We start from the raw sequence: 19,715 nt of genomic DNA on the forward strand, positions 1-19,715 counted from the left end.
GCATTCGCGGACATAATCCGCCTTGGCAACTTGAACCAAGGCGATACCCCAATATAGTCGCAGGTCTCAAGTGCGGGAGCCTGTCGATGGTATCATTTGCCTTAACCATAATTCGGTTCTTTCGGGCGCTGCGACGCGCATGGCGTGATGCGCTTTTTCGGTCCAGTTTTTATCTGCTGTTGTTAATTCTGTTTTCTGGCACGATGTTTTACGCGACAGTTGAGGGGCTGCGCTGGGTGGATGCGGTGTATCTGAGCGTCGTAACCCTGACGACACTGGGATATGGTGATCTTCATCCCGTTACAGATGTGGGAAAACTCTTTACAATTTTCTACCTGTTCACGGGGATGGGCGTGGTCATTGCTGTCGTCACACGGCTTGCGCGGGCAATGTTCAACGAACCGGCCTCGAAACAAGACGACCCGTAGAACGGGTGCATGGGTTGACCGATCTGTAAAAATCCCTTTTGGAAAATTTCCCACAAGCTAAGACCGACTACTGTTTCAACCCGCGCAGGCGCTGTGCATTCGGTCGCCCTGAGACTACCCGCTGGCTTTCTTTGGTTTGGTGTGTGGTGGCTTAATCATTCAATCGTTGACGCAATAGCGAAGCTTGACGGCGCAGATTTCGCATCAAGGCAGGCGAAAGCCCCTCCGGCGAATCCAGAATCATGTCAATCAATTGCAGCGCCTCGCGCGATTGTTCCGTATTCAATTGCGATACATCCATAGTCCGAATACTGGCCGGATTGCCGCTGCTTGTGCCCGAAGGGACATCCTGTAACAGGCCCGGCGCAATCGCACTGTTGCTCGAAGGGGCGACAGCGCTTGGGCTGGATTCCGGCGCTGGCACAGGTGCTGGTGCAGGAGCGGGCGCGGGGGCTGGTGACGGGGCTGGGGCAGGAGCGGGGGCCGGTGCAGGAGCGGGGGCCGGTGCAGGAGCGGGCGCTGGTGCAGGAGCTGGTGCGGGTCGCGGCGGAGGTACAACCGTAACAGGTGGCAGCACCGAAACTTGACCCGCCCCCGCTGCCGTTCCTACTGCCATGACCGAAACTGTCATGACACACACAATTGCACTGTACCATTCCGGGCGACACTTGCGATGGGGCCAGTTCGTTTCTGTATTCATTGTATCCCCCTCAGTACAGGCCCTGCGCCAGCACGCTTACATTGAGAATGAAGCGCCCCGAAGATGAGACGCGGCGCGTCGCATCTGCATAATAGAGTCCAAGCTGAAGGTTCATACTCTGCCCGAACTGTGGCGTGAATTGTGTCCCAATGATCGCTTCGTCGCCCAGCCAGCTGACCCCGACCGACATTGAAGGGGTCAGACCCATGGCCACACCGCCGAAAACACCGAAATCGCGCTCGATGTTTCGCACTGCACTACCCATGCCCAGCGTTAACATTCCCGGACGCGTCGAAGCATTCCCCCAAGGCACTGCGAAGGTCGTAGACCCGGAGATATAATAATTGACCGGAACGGTTTTCGGGTCCCCCCAGCGCAGCGCATTGCTTGCCCCAATGGACAGGGCGCTCACTCGCCCCGTCCGGGGATTGTGGAACTCCCGAAAAAGCTTGAAGCTAAGATTGCCGTCTTCTCCCAGAACTGAGCTGTCACCGCTGCGCCGCCAAGGCGGTGTCAGGCTGACCAGTCCCAAATGCACTTCGGCACCAAGCGCCCGACGCGCATCGCCAAAGCCAAAACTGATGACAGCCGAGCCGTCCCAATCGTTTATTGTTCGATCGCGCCGATTGGTAAAAGCGGCTCCAAAGCCAATACTACCATGCCCAAGGCCGAAACCACTCGGTATTCCAACCGTAGATGCTTGGGGCACGCGGGGCGCTGGAGTGCGATGTTGTTGCTGCGCGGCGAGTGCACGCAGATCGGCAAGAAATTCCTCAGCATCCTGTGCGTGAGAGGGCAGAGGCAGAAGCAAGACAAGGACCAGACAGCACCAAACCAGCGACCGCAATGGTATTGGAAAATTCAAGATTATCCCCCCGGATCGGTGGTCTTCAGGGCAGCAACCCCGCATACAAGTGCTGCGGGGTTGCATGTTCAGATCAGCCTGCCGTTCCCATATAGGGCTCAAAGTGGCCGAGGTTGGCACCAGTGAACTGGTTCAGATCACCAATTTCAGAGAAGTAGGCAAGCCCGCCCTCCTCAAGTTCATTGATCGTGCTTGCCTCAGACAGGTTGACCCAAGCAAGGGCCGCATCTGTGCCATCCGTGAACAGGCCGATGAAGGGGTCGGTTCCCGGGTCAAGGCCAATCGCTTCAAAATCAAGTTCATTCAAGGCGGCCTCTGCTGTCAGTTCAGATAGCGCGGTCGTGAAGACAATGAAGCCCACATTCTCCCCAACAGTGCCGACATCTCCGATCATTTGCCACATGTCACCACGCAGGCCAGTCACGGGCAGGATTTCGATGATATCGGCATCTGCCCCCTGGCCAAGCGTGAAACCGATCACGTTATCGACACCGTTTTTCTCCGGGTCTGAATTGAACAGGACGACATTGCGGCCACCCGCCGACAGATCGATCAGGTCATCACCGGCACCACCAAAGAAGACTTCATTGGCGCTTGTCCCGGTGAGTGTATCATCCTGCGACGTTCCGAAGATAACCTGTTTGACCTGTGTGTTCTCTTCGCCATACAGCGTAGCGACATAATCTCCCGCCTGCGTGTTGATCGACAGATTGTTGGGGTCCAGACTGTCAGGCACGGAGACGAACAGCACATCGAAGCCGAAACCCTCGAAGCTGTTGAGCATGGTGCCAACCCCTCCCAAATCGACGCCGATATTCAAGGATGCTGACAGATCTCCGAATACGCCCGGATCACCGTCAATATCGATGGCACGCGCCTGCCAAAACAAGCCTTCGGCAGCGATGAAGTCGTTCTCCACCACGTTTACAGTCCCATCGAGGCCACCGACCAAACGCAACGCGACGAGTGGCCCGGTATAACTGGAGGACGCGACCCCCAAATCGGACAGACCCTCAAGAATGACATCACTCGATGCGTCGAGCCATGTCAGCGTGTTGGAGTTGACATTTGTTGTGCCTGACAGGAAGCCCTGAAGCTGGATCAACGCCGCCAGATCATTGACTGTGAAGATCTGATCAGCCGCAACAGTGATCGTGTTGTCTGTAATCGAGATTCCATCAGACTCTCCGTTGGCAATCGAAACGCTGATCGCCCCGATGAAGCCCGACTTGTCATTTTCCAGCCCTTCGGGCGCGGCGTTCACAAAATCCCGGAAGGTGTTGCCGGAGATGTCGATATTCGCGAAATGATAGGCGTCTTCGGATTCGGCATAGATCTGGATACCACCACTGTTGAACTGGCCATCATTGCCCGAGATGGTGATCCCGTCGTTGATACCCTTCAATTCGATCCAGAAATTCCGGCCAAAGGAGACACCGCCATAGCCTTCCGGGTCGCCGTAGCCCCCAGTTTCTCCGTAGCCGGTAGTGTCGCCGTAGCCCCCAGTTTCTCCGTAGCCGGAAGTGTCGCCATAGCCGCCAGTGTCGCCATAGCTGTCGCCATAGCCATCAACAGGGCCATCACCGGTTGTCGCCAAGCCGTCAAAATTGGCCCCGCCTGCATGCAAGCCGTGGAAGAAGAAATTGTTCTCGATCGAGGCATCTTCCAGCGAGGACAGATACATATGGCCAGCGGTCGGGCGCCAGAACAGGTTGTCAGAGATATCGATTTCGGCCACGCCGCTGATATAAAGCGCACCGGCATTGCCCGATGTCATGCCACCGAACAGGTTGCCCGAGAGTTCCCAGTTGCTGGCCACTGTTTCACCTGCATAGCTGCCGGCATCGACAGTCGGATCAGGGTTGAACTTTGGCGCGCCTTCAGCCGTGTAGCCAACGACAATGCTGTTCAGCAGTGCAAACCCATCAAGTGAACCCGTCTGCAAGACATCCATGTCCCAGGCAAGTGGCGCATCTGACGCAAACTTGACCCCGTCGATGGTGACATTCTCGCTTGCAACTGTGACGGCCCCAGTCAGAACGGTTTCGGCACCGCGCTCACCTGCCATATCTTCGCCCGAGAAGGCATTGCCGATGGCCGCTGTGTCTGCCGTATCGCCATCCATGAATTTGGCAGAAAGCCCGGCGTTTGCACCGCTTAGCGTAATGCCCTTGTCGATGACAAGCGCCTCATCGAAGCTGCCAGCGATAATGCTGATCTCATCCCCCTCCGATGCTGCGGCAATGGCTGCTGCGATCGTGGTGAATGTGGCACCTGTTGCGACATTGGTAGCCACAATATCGCCAGGCTCTGCCGGATCGGTCGGTTCAACCGGATCGGTCGGTTCTGCCGGATCGGTCGGTTCAACCGGATCGGTTGGCTCTGCCGGGTCGGTCGGCTCAGCCGGGTCGGTCGGCTCTACCGGATCGGTCGGCTCTGCCGGATCGGTTGGCTCTGCCGGATCGGTCGGCTCTACCGGATCGGTCGGCTCTGCCGGATCGGTCGGCTCTGCCGGGTCGGTCGGCTCTACCGGATCGGTCGGTTCTGCCGGATCGGTTGGCTCTGCCGGATCGGTCGGCTCTGCCGGATCGGTCGGTTCTGCCGGATCGGTCGGCTCTGCCGGATCGGTCGGTTCTGCCGGATCGGTTGGCTCTGCCGGATCGGTCGGCTCTGCCGGATCGGTCGGTTCTGCCGGATCGGTTGGCTCTGCCGGATCGGTCGGCTCTGCCGGATCGGTTGGCTCTGCCGGATCGGTTGGCTCTGCCGGATCGGTTGGCTCTGCCGGATCGGTCGGCTCTGCCGGATCGGTCGGTTCTGCCGGATCGGTCGGTTCTGCCGGATCGGTTGGCTCTGCCGGATCGGTCGGCTCTGCCGGATCGGTCGGCTCTGCCGGATCGGTCGGCTCTGCCGGATCGGTCGGCTCTGCCGGATCGGTTGGCTCTGCCGGATCGGTTGGCTCTGCCGGATCGGTCGGCTCTGACGGATCAGTCGGCGTGACCGGGTCAGTCGGCTCTGCCGGATCGGTCGGCTCATCAATAACGCCTTCCTGCGTCACACGAATGGACAGGGTCTGCGAGGCAAGCCGCCCTTCTTCTGTGCGGATGGTGAAGGTGAAATCATCTGAAACAGTGGCGCCGGCTGGGATGTCATCGGCATGTTCGCCACCGGGCTGATAAATGTAATCTCCGCCCTTGGTCACGATCAACAGGCCGTATTTCCCTGTGACCACAAGCGCAGAGATGCTTGGGTCTACCACCTCGCCGTAAGACTGGACATTGCCGATCTGTCCGAAGCCATCTAGGAATTCGACCGCCCCATCCACATCAAGTCGGATATTCGAGGCGTAAAGGATGGAGTCGACGATGCGGTCGCCGACATCCGTGGCCCCGATCCCGATCTTGAACGTGCCTGCTTCTTCAAAAGTGTAGCTGAAAGTCTGTTCGTCACCCAGACGCCAGCGACCAGCCTCTGCAAAGGGAACAGGGCCCTTGAGGTCCAGGACATCTTGCGGGCCGCCTTCACTGGTGTTGCGCAGAACAAGGCCAGCCTGTTCCTCTGCCGTGCCGCCGTCGGTCGCCTTGACCGTGAAGAAGGAATAATCGATCCAGGGCACATAGTCGAAAGAACCGAACTGGTAGTCAAACTCAAGCGTTGTCCCTGCTTCTACCGTGATTTCCTTACCAATCGCCGAACCTGCCGTTGCAGGACGAACCCAGGTCCAGGGTGAACTCTGCGGACTTACTGTTGCTGTCGGAAAATCAGAGAATTCAACGCCAAGAAAATCAGCGACGCCGTTCTGCCCGGCAATGTTTACGGTACGAACTGGGGTGTTCCAGTCAGCAGTGCTGATGACGAAATTCAACCCTTCGCCTTGCGCACCGGTCAGAATATCCGGCACCAAAGTGCCATTGACGGAGTGCAGACTGGAAGCAGAGGATAGACCGTCCCCAGTGGTGAACGTAACCCCGTCGAGAAGGTTGCCCTTGATATCTTCCATCTGCTCTTCGCCCTCAAGGAACAACTCCTCGATGACAAACGGCACGCTCAGGCCCAAGATATTCGTGTTGACCGCATCGCCGACATCGCCCAGCAGCTTGTCTTCAAGCGAATCCAAATCCGCGCGCAATGCATCACTACCCTCACCCAGAAGCGGGCCATCGGCATTACGCAAAAGGGTCTCGATATCACGTGCGCCTGTGCTTACAGCCGTGCTGGTGTCGCGCACCGCGGCGGATTGCTCATTGCTCAACCGCCCTGCAGCTACTTCATCCTGAAGTGCTGCCGAGATAGCATCGGCTGCTGTTTGCCCTTCGGGGCGTGCATTTATCCGCCCGATCATATCATTTGCACTGATCTCGGGGTTCGATTGACGCGCGGAAATGACGGCAGAAGAAATAGCCGCGATATCCTCCAGCGGCGTACCGGCTGGAACGCTGCTGATGACCTCTGCCGCATCGCGGGCGGCATCTTGCGAAATCTGGCGAATCTGGGCCAGCGAGAGCGGCTGCTCTGATCCGGCCTGCGCGGCAGTGACAGCCGCTTCGATTGAGCGGGCCATGGCAATATTGGCCGAAGCCAATGTGCGCGCGGCTGCTTGCACGGCAGGGTCTGCAGAGGCGAAATTATCAATATAGTTGAAGTTTGCCAGATCCAGATCCGCAGGCAAACCAAGCGCGGCCTTCAGCGCCCCCTCATCTGCTCCTTGCGCTATCAGGGTCGAAATTGGCGAGATGATCTGATCGCCAGCACCAGTATCATTTCCGGCAAGTGAAATCTGGAACCGGTTGGCTGTGACCACGTCGCGCGTGACCACTTCACCAAGGTTGGTATCGGCGATATTATCGCCATCGATAAACGCATCCGTCCAACCAAAACCTTCGGCGCGACCTGCCGAAACCGGCGCAGAAATAACAATGAAGCTGCCATTTGCGGTGGGCGTATATTCGACCTGCGCGGCGCCGTTTTCATCCGTAAGCCCCAAAAACTCTGCCATCTCGGGGATGCCGTTGCCATTCGCATCATAGAAGACCAGCGCGTTTTCAAGCGGGCCGTCCAGCACGAAAACAGATTTGCTGACCACCGCAGGCCCGGAGGAAGAGCTGCTGCCGCCACCGCCGCCCGCAGCTGCCGCAGCAGCAACAGCACCACCAGCGACGGCCGCGATTGCGCCAGGGGCACCAGCCCCTGCAATCGCCCCACCGACGCCCGCCACGCCCGCAGCAGTCGCCGCTTCGGCTGCCGCTGCAATCTGCGCGGCCATGTCCGGGCCAATCAGAACCGATCCTGCCTCGCCCAACTGGACACTGGCTGCATCAAGGCGCAGAACTGTTCCGTCCTGCATTGTGATTCGCACATCGCCCGATTCAAGGATTTCAATATTCCGCACGCCCTCGACATCCGCGAGGTTCAGCATCCCTTCCTGCGCATGCCCGACCAGCGGCAGCACCATCAACCCCGAGACCATGCTCAGCCGAATGCGCGAGCGGTTGCGTTTCAGCCAGTCACGAACGAACGCGTTCTTTTCAGCGCGATCCTGTGGCAATTCCAGACCTTCGGCTGCGATTGCCTCATTCACTTGACGGGCAAGGGCTGGCCATGTGAGGCTTTTGCGGAAGCTGTTTCTTTTAGCCAGACTGTTGACAGAATCTTGAAATACCTGCGGCAAGCGAATGTTCATGGAGCAATTCCCATCGAAGCTGTTTTTAAATAAAAAGAATGCAAAATCACAGGGACGTTATTTCACTAGACCGCTTTGCGTCAAGAGGCGCTATTGCAGATAAATCATGGCGTGTGTTACTTCACCATTCCCTTCTGAATACCTGCCATTTTTTTCATCTTTTATTGGTTTTTTCACATTCCACTCATCGTGATGATGGCAGCAAGGAAGGGGTATTCCGGATCATCCGAAGCGCGCGGGCTGTGCGATCTGAAGCGACCGGCCAGAACACAATTCATCGCCTTGACGGGCTGTTGCGGCAGTTGGCCAGATCCGCCCCGCTTCAGGCATTTGCGCGGCCATAGACAGGGCTTGGGCGATAATTACTTGTTAAATCGAAAGTTTCGCGCGATCCTGAGCCCATTCAAGTAAAGCATTCTTATTTTATATCGAAAATTATCTGACTAAGAACAGGTTTTCATGACGGCATCGCCCTCCCCGACCGAGATTACGCAGCAACGCCGCGATCTTCTTGCAGCTGTCGGCCTCTCGCGCGCTGGCAAGACCGCCGCGGCTGAGGCCGCATTCAAAGACTATCTGGCCAAGTACCCTAATTGTTTTGACGGGTGGTGCAGCCTTGCGCTTCTGCTCAAACGTGACAATCGTTTTGCGCAGGCCGCGCGGGCTTTTGAGGCCGCGCTGCGCATTCGTGACGATATTCCGGCGCGCAATGCGGTGGTAACCTCGCTCTGGCGGGCGGGTGAGCATACCGCCGCAAAAACGCAGGGCAGAATCGCGCTTGAAAAGAAAGATGCGCTGGCCTGTGACGCCTACAGAGCACAACCTCAAGGCGACCAGAAGGCGCTATCTGAACGCAGGCCAGATCACGCCAAGCGCAAGCCCGGTCAGAAAGTCATTTCCTTCGGGCTTTGGGGCGACAATCCGGTCTATGTTTCGGGTGCAATCATCAATGCGCGGATTGCACCGCATCTCTATCAGGGCTGGAAGGCGCGGTTTTATTGTGATCACACTGTTCCGCAAGACGCGCGAGACATCTTGTCACGCCTTGGGGCGCAGGTTATCCTGATGGAGGATCCGGCATGGCAAGCCTTTCGACCGATGTGGCGCTTTCTGGCCTCTGATGATCCCGAAGTAGATCTGTTTCTGTGCCGGGATGCGGATTCACGCCTGAATGTGCAGGAAGTGCTGGCGGTCGAGGCTTGGCGCAACTCTGGCAAGCGCTTCCATGTGATGCGCGACCATATCTTCCATATGGAACTTATACTGGCCGGGCTTTGGGGTGGCGTCGCAGGCGTGCTACCCCCGTTGGGGCCTTGGCTGCGCGAAGCGCGCGCCTATCATGATGACCGCTTTGCCGATCAGGCGTTTCTGGCAGCAGAGATATGGCCGCTCATCCGCGAAGACCTGTGCACGCATGACAGTGTCTATGGCTTTCCTGATGATCAGGACTTTCCGCCCGGCTATCGCTTGCCGCGGCCTATTCATGTCGGTGGCGGGGTCAAGAAGATGCCGCATTGGACCAAGATCTGACCCTTCTCATACTGTAAGCAATTCTCCTGCAATAAACAGGTGGCCTTCCAACAACCCGGTCGCGGTTTGGTGCCGCCGCATGATGGCGTCATGCGCAACATTGCAGATAAGATGCGGCAGGCGCGCCAAGGGTAGATCACGCGTCACTAACCAGCCATGCTTCAGCTATTTCCAAGTTCGGGTTTCATGTATGAGGCCCCCCTCAAGACACACATGATAAAGAGCACTGGTCGATCTGCGAAAAGCGCATATCAGCCCGGTAACGCTGCCCCTGTCTGCGGGTGGACCGTGGTAAAGGCAACGCAACTAGACTTCAGTCAAACGGCTCTCAAGCAACTCTCCGCGCTTGCGAAGTAGTGGGTAGCCGATCATGGCAAAAGACGTGTTCAAAGACTTGAATGCCCGTAAGAGTTCGAGATGAATCGCGCTTGTTTCAATCGATTCCGCCGTGCCCTTACGTAACCGATCCAGGTGGCGTGATTGCAGGTCGCGTGCGGTGTTGCGGATTTTCTCCTTTTCCTCCACCAATTCGCGGGCAAGCCCCACATCCTCTGACATCAGAACCGCAATCCCTTGCTGAACATTGCGAAGGACAACATCGTGGAAATCCGACAACTCGCGCCAGCCATCGCTGGAGAACTGAAGGTTCTCAAGTGATTTCCGCCGCGCCAGATCGACGGCCTTGCGTGCGATCATATCTGCACCAGCTTCGAGATTGATGGCCGTCGTCGATAATTCAAATGCCCGAGCACCAATATCCTCTTGGCCATCGCGGCTACGAATCCCGGCGAGGTACATCCTCACCTCCAATGCGCGGCGCTCGATAGCGCCATGTGCGTCCTGCATTTTCTGCGCAGCGACTTCATCAAAACTTTCAAACAATGGAAGGACCTGCCGCATCATGGTTTCAATACGATTGCCCATATCCACCAGTTCACGCACAGCGCAGGCATAGGCGCGTGCAGGCTGGTCCTGAACTGCAGGATCAAGTGAGCTGTGGTTCATATCGGCAAGATGCGGATTAGGCACATCCGGCAGTAATACGGATGTCATACGCATGATCGGCCCGATCAATGGCAAACACACCGCCAGAAGCGCGGCATTGAACAACAGGTGCAAATGCAGCGCTTGGGCCCCAGCGTCTGAACCCAGCAGATGTACCGGTAATTCTCCGGCCACGATCGCCCATAGCAGTAGTATCGCACCACCACCGCGTAGAACAAAATTTGCCCAGATCACCCTGCGCACCGTTACATCTGATTTCAGGGTCAGCAATACTGCAATCAAGGCCCCGCCCAGATTGGCACCCAGAACCATCGCAAACGCGGCAGAGGGGGGCAGCGCCCCTTGTGCTGCCAATGTTACGAATAACAGCACGGCCGCAACACTGGAATGCACAAGCCACGCAAAGACCGCTGCCAGAACAAACGCACTGACCATGTCATTTGCCAGATATTGCATGACGGTGCTTGCGCCCGCGCCATCGACCAGCGGCAGGCTGGCAGAGCGGATCAGGTCAAGTGACAAAAACACGAGGGCCAGGCCGATCATGATGCGCCCGATCTGGCGCAAACGCCTGCGCGAACTGCGCAGGAATATCAGCACACCCCCCAACAGCAATACCGGCGTAACGCCCACCAGCCGCGAATTCAGGACCAGCGCAACCACCGCCGAGCCTAGATCGGCCCCCAGAACAATGGCCATCCCCGCCATGCTGCCAATCGCGCCCGCAGACACGAAACCCGCCATCAGCATGGCCACGGCTGTAGAGCTTTGCAGCAATACCGCTGCACCTGCACCACTGAACGCGGCAGCAAGACGGTTTGATGTAGACCTGCGCAACCATAGGCGCAACTGTCCGCCAAAAGCGCGCTCGAACCCCGTGCGCACCAGCCGCACAGCCCAGATCAGCAGCGCCGCCGCGCCTGCCATATTCAGTATGAAAAGTATGGGCGAGGTTGCCATGATGTCCTGCCGGAAAAGGAAGTCGCTACTTTGATGGGCAAGGCGCTAGAAGTCAAAGGGGCCATCCCCCATGAACAGCGGCTGTGCTGTCCAGCTGTCATCGGGTCCGGTGTCCAGAAGGGCGTAGCCTGTGGGGCCGGTCAGAAAGCCTACAGGGGCATCGGCGCGTCTATCCAGCGCGAATGCACTGCACAGCGACGGCGCGGTTACAACGCGGTGCGCGCCAATCCGGCCCAGATAGACCCCATGCACATGCCCCGCCACGAAAGTAACCGGTTGGCAATTCGCGGGGATGGCCGCCGCCAGATCTTTGATGTTTTCCAGCGCTATATTATCCATGAACCGGATGCCTGTCCTCAGGGGTGGGTGATGCAACGCCACAACCAGCGCCCGCCCATCCGCGCCTTGCAAAGCGTGGTTTAAAAACTCCAGACTGACCGGCTGCACCCGCCCAGCGCCCCGCCCTTCGACCAGCGTATCAAGCCCGATCAGGCGGGTATCTGGCAGGTCCACGACCCAATCGACCAACCCAGACGCGGGCATCCAGTCCTGCCCCCCGAATGCTGCACGAAAGGCGCTACGGCTGTCATGATTGCCCGGCACGGCATAGACAGGCAGGCCAAACCGCGCCAGTTCACGCCGCGCCAGATCATAGCTTTCCACGCTGCCATCCTCGCTAATGTCACCTGTCACCAGAACCCCGTCCAGCGGGCCGATGGCGGGCATCTGCGCAAGTATCCGGTCCACACCTGCACGCAAGATCGCGCCGGTATCCAGCACACCGGAACACAGTGAACCCGGGGCCATGACATGCAGATCGGTCAGTTGCAGAAGACGCGCCATGATCTACTTGATCCCCGCGCGCAGGAAGGCCTGCACAAACTGGCGCTGGAACAGCAAAAACGCAATCAGCAGCGGCGCAATCGACATGATGGTCGCGGCTGAGATGACCGAGATATTCACCCCGCTTTCGGGCGCACCAAACAGCGACAACCCGACAGTCAGCGGACGTGTCGTCTCGGAATTGGTCACGATAAGCGGCCACAGAAAATTGTTCCAATGCGTGGACACCGACACCAGCGCATAGGCCAGATAGGTGGGCTTGGCCGAGGGCACATAAACGCGCCATAGCACGCCAAACCAACTGCACCCCTCAATGCGCGCGGCCTCGTCCAGTTCCTTGGGGACACTTTTGAACGCCTGCCGCATCAGAAAAATACCGAAAGCGCTGGCCCAATAGGGCGTGCCGATCCCGAACACAGTGTCAAACATGCCCAGCCGCGACACCATGACGTAATTCTCGACGATCAGCACCTCTGGCAGGATGAAAAGCTGCAACAACACAATGATGAACAGCACATCGCGCCCCGGAAACTGGAACTGTGCAAACGCATAGCCTGCCAGCGTGGTCACCACCAACTGCCCGGCCAGAACAACAGTCACCAGCAAGAAAGTATTGAAGAAATACCGCAACCACGGTGCCCCGTCCCAAGCGGTGCGGAAATTGTCCAGCGTCCATGCGCCCGCAAGGTTGAAATTCACCGCATCTGATGTTGAGTGGAACGCCGCCCACACGGCAAACAGCAGCGGTGCAATCCATACAATCGCAAGGGTCCATGCCCCGAGTGTGTCCAGCGCCAAAGTCAGGCGGGGCCGGAAACTGCGCTTGGGGGCCATGACATAGTGCGTGGCCTGACCGGATTTAACTGCATCGCTCATTGGTAATGTGTCCTGCGGTCCAGAATGATGAACTTGATCGCGGCGGTAATACCCAACACCAGCAGCACCATGACCGTCAGCGCCGCCGCCTGCGGCCTGTCAAAATAGGAAAATGCCAGTTCCCAGATGTAATACAGCACCAGTTTGGACGCATCTGACGGCCCGCCCTTGGTCAGGATGAACAGGTGATCGATAAGTTTCACGGAATTGATCAGGGCATTGACCGCCACGAAGATGGTGGTGGGCATCAGCAGCGGCAGGACAATCCGGCGGGTATAGGTCCAGCGGCTGGCCCCTTCGATATCGGCAGCTTCCTTCAGGTCCGGCGGAATGGTTTGCAGCGCCGCCAGATAGAAGATCATGAAGAAACCGGCCTCTTTCCATATGGTCACAATGATCACCGCCCAAAGCGCGGTTTCGGGACGGCCCAGCCAGTTGACGGACCCGAACCCGAACAAAGCGCCGATTTGGTCCAGCACCCCAAGACCCGGCGTATAGAAGAACAGCCAGATATTCGCCGCCGCAATCATCGGCAGGATTGTGGGCGTGAAAAAGGCGGTGCGCACGAAACCGCGCGCAGGGATTTTGGAATTGGCCCAGAGCGCCATCGCCAGCGCGATGATGATCGACACAGGAATTGTCACACCTGCATAGATCAGGTTGTTGACGACAACTTTGGAAAAGGTGGGGTCGGCAAACAGCAGCTCATAATTGCCCGCGCCCACGAATTCAGACGGGTTGCGCCGTGTGCCCCGCGAAAACAGGCTTGACCAGAAGGTCATCGCGGACGGGATGAACGCAAATAACGACAGCAGGATCAGCGCAGGCGACAACAGCATCCAGCCATACATGATGCGGCGGCGGCGCTCGTATCTTGCAAGATCATTCATGCTGTCACTCCAGACGAAAACCGCACCCGCTGGGCGCTGGCAGGACAAAGCGACAGGGGGCGCAACTTGCGCCCCCCACCTGGGGAGGATTAGCGGTAAGGGGCCAGAAGCCGGTCAGCGATGGCTTGCGCCTGTGCCAGTGCATCTGCGGGCGCGGCAGAACCCGTCAGCGCGGACTGGATAGCGGTGTTCAGTGCATCACGCACCCGCGCCCCTTCATAGGTGGACAGTTCCGCCACCGAATATTCCAGCTGGTCGCGCGCAACAATCGCAGCCGGGAAATCTTCGGCATAGGCGCGCAGCACATCCGTTTCATAGGCCGCAGGGCTGACACCCACATAGCCTGTGGCAATCGACCATTGCGCGGCGCGCTCCGGATCGGTCAGGAACCGGATCAATGTCAGGGCGGCGCGATATTCCTCGTCGCTGGCCCCTTCAAATAGATAGAAATTGCCGCCTCCTGTGGGCGATCCGGGACGGACCTTCTCGGGCAGCATTGCTACGCCAAAATCAAAGCTGGCCTCATCGCGCACAGCGGTCAGGTTGCCGGTGGTATGCCACATCATTGCGGTCTGCCCCTCCAGAAACGCCTGACGCAATGTGCCCCATTCGACTGTGCCCGAGGGCATGATGTCATGCTCTGCCGACAGCGACACCCAGTATTCCAGCGCCTCAACCACGGCGGGGTCGTCGAAATATGTCTCGGTGCCGTCACCGTTCATCAACTCCATCCCGTTCTGCGTGGCCAGCGCCTGAAACATCCAGTAGGGATAGCCGGTGGACGGGATCATGATGCCGTAAGGGCCGGTTTCGCGCAGCGCCAGCCCCATGCTGACCAACTCGTCCCAGTTGGCGGGCGGCGCTTCCGGATCAAGGCCCGCTGCACTGAACATGTCCTTGTTGTAATAGGCCACGATGGTTGAGCGCTGGAACGGCACGCCCCATGTCTGGCCATCAATCTGGCCGTTTGCCATCAGGCCGGGATAGAAGCTGTCCAGCCATTCACGGTCTTCATCGGTTTCCAGCACATCGTCGAAAGGAATGATCATTTCCTGTTCAATCAGATCCAGCGCATCAATGGAAAACAGCACTGATAACGGGGCAGAGTCGCCCGATGAAATCGCCGACAGAACCCGCACGCGGGTGTCATCATAATTCCCCGCATAGATGGAATTGACGCGAATTTCCGGGTGGGCCTCGTGGAATTCGGCAATCAGCCCGTCAACCACTTGCGTCAGCGCACCGCCGACAGCAATGGGGTAATACATGGTCAGTTCGGTTTGTGCGCTGGCAGGCAGCGCCGTCAGTGCTGTGGCACCGGCCAGCAGCGTAGCAGTCAGGGTATGGCGTGTCATGGTAGTTCCTCCCTTTGGGTTCAATGTTCCACCGCCACAATGCGTGGCGGCGAAATGGGGCTAACGCGACAGTTTGTAGCCCGTGTTCTTGTCAAACGCGTGAAGGTTCGACAGATCAAACGTCAGGCCGGCCGCCTCCCCGACCGATCTGCGCACTTCACCCGGCAGGCGCACTGTCAATCCGCTTGTGCCGGGGACATCGAAGCTGATGAACGTTTCCGATCCCATATACTCGCAATGAGTAATCACCGCCTGCAACAGGCCCTCGCCCTCCTGTGTTAGGTCCAGATGTTCAGGCCGGACACCATACACCGCATCCAACCCGGCGCTGGTCAGCCCGGCTGGCAGGATGGCCGCATCCATGAAAGCCATGGGCGGACTGCCGACAAAGCCTGCAACAAAAGTGCTGGCGGGGGTTTCATACAGCTCGGCCGGTTTGCCCGCCTGCTCGATCCGGCCTTCCTTCATCAGCACGACCATATCGGCCATGCTCATGGCTTCGGTCTGGTCATGGGTGACATAGATCACGGTCATCCCCAGATCGCGCTGCAACTTCTTGATGTCACGCCGCACGGAATGGCGCAGTTTCGCGTCCAGATTGGACAGGGGTTCATCCATCAGACACAGCGGATGGCCCGCAACAATGGCGCGCGCCAGCGCAACCCGCTGGCGCTGGCCGCCCGAAATCTGGCCGGGTTTGCGCTTTTCCAATCCGGTCAGGCCGGTCATGTCCAGCGCCTCGGCCAGCTTCTTGCGCTGCTCGGCACGGGGCACACGGCGCACCTTCAGGCCGAACAGCACATTTTCCGCCACGTCCAGATGCGGAAACAGGGCATAGGACTGGAACACCATCGACAAACCACGCTCAGCCGCCGGGCTGGCGGTTACGTCGCGCCCGCCGATGACAATCCGGCCACTGTCAGGCACTTCCAGCCCCGCCAGCAGGCGCAACGTGGTCGACTTGCCGCACCCAGACGGACCCAGCAACGCCACAAAAGACCCGCGTGGAATGGACAGCGAAATATCCTCGACCCCTAGCTGGCCGTTCCAGCGCTTTTCAACGCTTTCGACATGAACGAAAGGGTCAGTCATTCCATCTCTCTTTCTTCTGAAAACACAATCCGGCCCCCCAGAGCCTCGATCAGTGGTGCGAAGGGGGCGGCGGGCGGGCGGTCACAGATCACATGGTCCACTTCTGTGATGGCGCAGCCGATGGACGGGGCATGGCGCCCGAATTTGCTGCGGTCGATCACCAGAACCGATGTTTGCGCATTCTGGCGCATCCGTTCCGATGCGCGCACCTCGGCCTGATGAAACTCCGACAGGCCGCCATCAATATCGACACCGGCGGTACCGAACACCGCATATTCAGCGCGGTAACGACCGAAAAAAGACACCACTTCTTCACCGATGAAATCACGGTCGGGCAGGCGCAATTCCCCCCCCGGCAGGATGATCCTGTTCGAGACTTCCTCGCTCAGGGTCATGGCCGCGCTCAGGTTGTTCGTAATGACGGTCAGTTCGCGGCGACGATGCAAGGCGCGCGCCACACTCAGCGCGGTTGACCCGATAGACAGAAACAGCGTTGCGCCATCAGGGATCATTCCTGCGGCCACTTCGGCAATCGCGCGCTTGCCCACAAGATTGGTGCCCGCGCGCTGGTCAAACGGCGTGTTCAGCCGGTCCTCGGCCAACTCAATGCGCCCGTGGACGCGGCGCATGGTGCCATCGTCGCATAAAGAGTCCAGATCACGGCGGATGGTCTGCATGGAAACGCCCAGCATGTCCGCCAGCGCACCCACGCTGATGCCGCCACGTTCCTGCACAACCTGCTGGATAAGGTCGCACCGTCTGATCTTCTTTGACGCCATGATAACCCTGTTGCTTTGTTGCAAAGAATACATACACAAAACCACAAAGCAACAAAATTTGAAGCGTGTATGTGTAATTTTTCGGCAACAAGTCAAAGAACTCTGTGATTCTGTGAAGGTTTTTAGCAAGAAGGCCGAATATCTCAGGTCAAGAGGCCCATGTTTTGTCTTTTTGTTGCTTTTTGTTTTCATCTTGGTGCAGAACCGCTATGACAGCAGGAACCAGCGAACCAAAAAGGCACGTCGCGCGCATGAATGATGTATCAGGTATTTTTAACCGTTATGAGACAATCCGCCATCGCATGCCCCAAGCCCGGTTTGGCCCCGCCACCGGCAAGCTGGGCTCGCTGATGGACATTGCGCAAGAAGCCGATGCCTTCGTTTTTGATGCGTATGGTGTGCTCAATATTGGCGAAACCCCCATCGCAGGCGCAGCGCAGCGGTTGGACCAGTTGCGCGCAGCAGGCAAGGAAATTCGCATCCTGTCAAATGCCGCAAGCTACAGCCACCCGGCCGCCGTTGAAAAATTTGCTAAATTGGGTATTAACGTTAGTCCGAACGAGATTGTCACCAGCCGTGACGCCGCCATTACCGGCCTTGGGGCTGGGCTTTGGGGCTGTATCACTGCCCCGCATGACGACCTTGCCGATATTGATGCCAGGGTTTGCAGGTTGGACAAGAACCCGCTCGATTATGATCGGGTGGACAGTTTTCTGTTTCTGTCCTCGGCGGTCTGGACGGACACGCATCAGGACATTTTGACACATAGCCTGCGCCGGAACCCGCGTCCGGTCATCGTTGCGAATGCTGATCTGGTGGCCCCGCGCGAAGGAGGGTTTTCACTGGAACCGGGGCATTATGCGCATCTTCTGGCCGATGCCGGTCTTGGACAAATGACCTTTTTCGGCAAACCCTTTCCACAGGTCCACCAGATGATCGAGGCCACCTTGCCAGACACCCCGCGCGACCGGATTGTCATGTGCGGGGACACGCTTCATACCGACATTCTTGGCGCCGCAGCGCGCGGCTGGCGCACGGTTCTGGTCACCCGTGACGGACTGTTCTCAGGTGTCGAAACAGAGGAGTTTTGTCGCCGAAGTGCAATTATTCCAGATTGGCGAATTGAAAGAATATAGGTTTGCACGGTCGGCGTTCGGCACCAAACACAAGTACCGTATCTGGACACCCTGAGCTGATGTTGGTCAACCTGCTGGTCGGGCTGTTCGCCCGTCCATGGGTGCGGCGGGCGGCGGGTTTGTTACTTGCCGCACTCTCCCTTACCCCGTTCACTCTCAACTTCCGTCGATCAGCCGAGCCACGCGAGACGCGAGAGGGCATAACAATTCGCCACTCAGCGGAGCACTGCAGAAAGGTCGTTCCACGCCCTTCGCCGGGCTTCGGCTCAAGGGGTCGTGAGTGACCGGTATCAGCGAGAACCAAAACTGCCTCAGGCGCCTCTACGTTCCCGCAAATTGTCGAGGTAAATTCGCACCGCGTCTTGCACATGCCGGAAACGGTCGCCGCCCAGATGCTTACCGCCAAACCATCTCGTCACCACTATAACATGGTCATGCAGCCCTTCGCGCTCCAGCATCCGCAAGATCACCATGCCGGCCCCGGCCTCGCCATCATCGCTCTTGATCGGGGCGTCAGCCGTCAACAATGCCCAGCTGTTATGGGTCGCCTTGGCGAATTTTTTCTTCTGGCACAGCGCCTTGATAAAGGCTTTTGCCTCTTCCTCGGACTCACATGGCCCGCCCGAGACGGCGTATTTCGACCCACGGTCGCGGATGATGTCGTCGAGGATAAGCATGTGTCAGGCTTAGCCCCCGCCGCTCGCAGTGGCAAGGTGACAACGTCTTCAAGCGTTCCTGGCCTTAGCCCCGGTTCACCAACCGAACCTGGCTGGCAACATTCAGCCCTATGCGGCCCAATAGTACGCTCTGCGTGGGTACAATGCCGCGGCGCAGCTTCAACGAAACGGGCACTCATACTTCGGGCAGCATTTCTACCAAGCATCTGTTCCCACGGGCGAATCCGGTAGAACCAACAGGACTCGTCAGCTTGGCGCGCGAACTAGGCGAACGATGTGGTCGATGATGTCTTCGCCTAAGATTTGGTCGCCTAGCCCCTAGCCGCCGCCATCTTGCAATTTGCGGTTCAGCCAGCCGATTATCGCCTGAGCTTCGGCATCATCGAGTACTTCAGTGCCTAGCATCTTCATCGCCCGCATGGCATGCACGACAAGGAAAGCGACTGTGGCGAAGTCAGGGTCCGTTGCATCGGCACGGATGCGCGCGAGAAAATCGCTTTCTTGCGCGCGAACCGGTTCCAGAAGCTGGGGGTTTTCGGCCAGCGCGGCCAGCAAGCCGGATGCTGGCGGTTTCTGACGCGCACATTCTAGCAGGAATTGGTCCATATAGGCGGTAATCGCAGCATTGGGTCGGCCAGTTGCTTCTTCAGCACGCAATGCAGCATCAAGCCGCGACAGGTGATGCGCAACCAACGCCTCAAGCAGTTTTGCCTTTGAAGGGAAGTGATATAACAGTCCCCCTTTCGATACACCGGCCTCGGCGGCGACGGCATCCAGCGACAGGTTGCCCGGCCCCAACCGGCGCGATAGCGCCTCTGCGGCTTCCAGCAGGCGGGTTCTGGTGTCGGTTTGGTGGCGCGAAACGTGGTTGTGGGTCATGATGCGATCCTGCCTTGACTGTA

At 58.2% G+C, this 19,715-nt stretch carries 15 protein-coding genes; 4 read left to right on the forward strand and 11 right to left on the reverse strand.

What is annotated here, in order from left to right; genetic code table 11:
• Positions 1 to 86 precede the first annotated feature (86 nt).
• Both EV660_RS14280 and EV660_RS14285 read left to right on the forward strand, forming a co-directional pair.
• On the forward strand, positions 87 to 428 hold the full coding sequence (locus EV660_RS14280) for a potassium channel family protein (RefSeq protein ID WP_071479464.1): 342 nt from the start codon (positions 87 to 89) through the stop codon (positions 426 to 428).
• A gap of 399 nt (positions 429 to 827) precedes the next feature.
• Complete coding sequence (locus EV660_RS14285) at positions 828 to 992, forward strand: hypothetical protein (protein ID WP_157798873.1); 165 nt, start codon at positions 828 to 830, stop codon at positions 990 to 992.
• A gap of 146 nt (positions 993 to 1,138) precedes the next feature.
• Here EV660_RS14285 and EV660_RS14290 read toward each other — a convergent pair whose 3' ends face one another.
• Positions 1,139 to 1,939, reverse strand: a complete 801-nt coding sequence (locus EV660_RS14290; protein ID WP_134014031.1) for a hypothetical protein — start codon at positions 1,937 to 1,939, stop codon at positions 1,139 to 1,141.
• Between the two features lie 127 nt (positions 1,940 to 2,066).
• Entirely contained in the window at positions 2,067 to 7,568 is a 5,502-nt protein-coding gene (locus EV660_RS18915; protein WP_134047594.1) for a VCBS domain-containing protein, read from the reverse strand.
• 561 nt (positions 7,569 to 8,129) lie between these two features.
• On the opposite strand from EV660_RS18915, the gene EV660_RS14300 reads away from it, so the two are divergent.
• Positions 8,130 to 9,200, forward strand: coding sequence for a hypothetical protein (locus tag EV660_RS14300; protein ID WP_071479461.1), 1,071 nt, complete (start codon positions 8,130 to 8,132; stop codon positions 9,198 to 9,200).
• A gap of 306 nt (positions 9,201 to 9,506) precedes the next feature.
• Here EV660_RS14300 and EV660_RS14305 read toward each other — a convergent pair whose 3' ends face one another.
• From EV660_RS14305 to EV660_RS14335, 7 genes are all read right to left on the reverse strand, one after another.
• On the reverse strand, positions 9,507 to 11,165 hold the full coding sequence (locus tag EV660_RS14305) for a Na/Pi cotransporter family protein (protein ID WP_071479460.1): 1,659 nt from the start codon (positions 11,163 to 11,165) through the stop codon (positions 9,507 to 9,509).
• Positions 11,166 to 11,210: 45 nt separating this feature from the next.
• Positions 11,211 to 12,008: a metallophosphoesterase gene (locus EV660_RS14310; protein ID WP_071479459.1), complete on the reverse strand. Its 798-nt coding sequence runs from the start codon at positions 12,006 to 12,008 to the stop codon at positions 11,211 to 11,213.
• Between the two features lie 3 nt (positions 12,009 to 12,011).
• Positions 12,012 to 12,842: a carbohydrate ABC transporter permease gene (locus tag EV660_RS14315; RefSeq protein ID WP_071481847.1), complete on the reverse strand. Its 831-nt coding sequence runs from the start codon at positions 12,840 to 12,842 to the stop codon at positions 12,012 to 12,014.
• 38 nt (positions 12,843 to 12,880) lie between these two features.
• Positions 12,881 to 13,774: a carbohydrate ABC transporter permease gene (locus EV660_RS14320; protein WP_071479458.1), complete on the reverse strand. Its 894-nt coding sequence runs from the start codon at positions 13,772 to 13,774 to the stop codon at positions 12,881 to 12,883.
• 89 nt (positions 13,775 to 13,863) lie between these two features.
• Positions 13,864 to 15,129 (reverse strand): ABC transporter substrate-binding protein, encoded by a 1,266-nt coding sequence (locus EV660_RS14325; protein WP_071479457.1) that lies wholly within the window; start codon positions 15,127 to 15,129, stop codon positions 13,864 to 13,866.
• A 60-nt stretch (positions 15,130 to 15,189) separates the two neighbouring features.
• Positions 15,190 to 16,221: an ABC transporter ATP-binding protein gene (locus EV660_RS14330; RefSeq protein WP_071479456.1), complete on the reverse strand. Its 1,032-nt coding sequence runs from the start codon at positions 16,219 to 16,221 to the stop codon at positions 15,190 to 15,192.
• Positions 16,218 to 17,000: a DeoR/GlpR family DNA-binding transcription regulator gene (locus tag EV660_RS14335; protein ID WP_071481846.1), complete on the reverse strand. Its 783-nt coding sequence runs from the start codon at positions 16,998 to 17,000 to the stop codon at positions 16,218 to 16,220. Before EV660_RS14335 ends, EV660_RS14330 begins: the two co-directional genes overlap by 4 nt.
• Before the next feature lie 251 nt (positions 17,001 to 17,251).
• On the opposite strand from EV660_RS14335, the gene EV660_RS14340 reads away from it, so the two are divergent.
• Entirely contained in the window at positions 17,252 to 18,136 is an 885-nt protein-coding gene (locus EV660_RS14340; RefSeq protein ID WP_071481845.1) for an HAD-IIA family hydrolase, read from the forward strand.
• Between the two features lie 311 nt (positions 18,137 to 18,447).
• Here EV660_RS14340 and EV660_RS14345 read toward each other — a convergent pair whose 3' ends face one another.
• Positions 18,448 to 18,813, reverse strand: coding sequence for a YigZ family protein (locus EV660_RS14345; protein WP_071479455.1), 366 nt, complete (start codon positions 18,811 to 18,813; stop codon positions 18,448 to 18,450).
• 318 nt (positions 18,814 to 19,131) lie between these two features.
• On the reverse strand, positions 19,132 to 19,692 hold the full coding sequence (locus tag EV660_RS14350) for a TetR/AcrR family transcriptional regulator (protein WP_071479454.1): 561 nt from the start codon (positions 19,690 to 19,692) through the stop codon (positions 19,132 to 19,134).
• Between the last annotated feature and the right edge of the window lie 23 nt (positions 19,693 to 19,715).

It is taken from the genome of Roseinatronobacter bogoriensis DSM 18756 (assembly GCF_004366635.1).
Lineage (GTDB): Bacteria > Pseudomonadota > Alphaproteobacteria > Rhodobacterales > Rhodobacteraceae > Roseinatronobacter > Roseinatronobacter bogoriensis.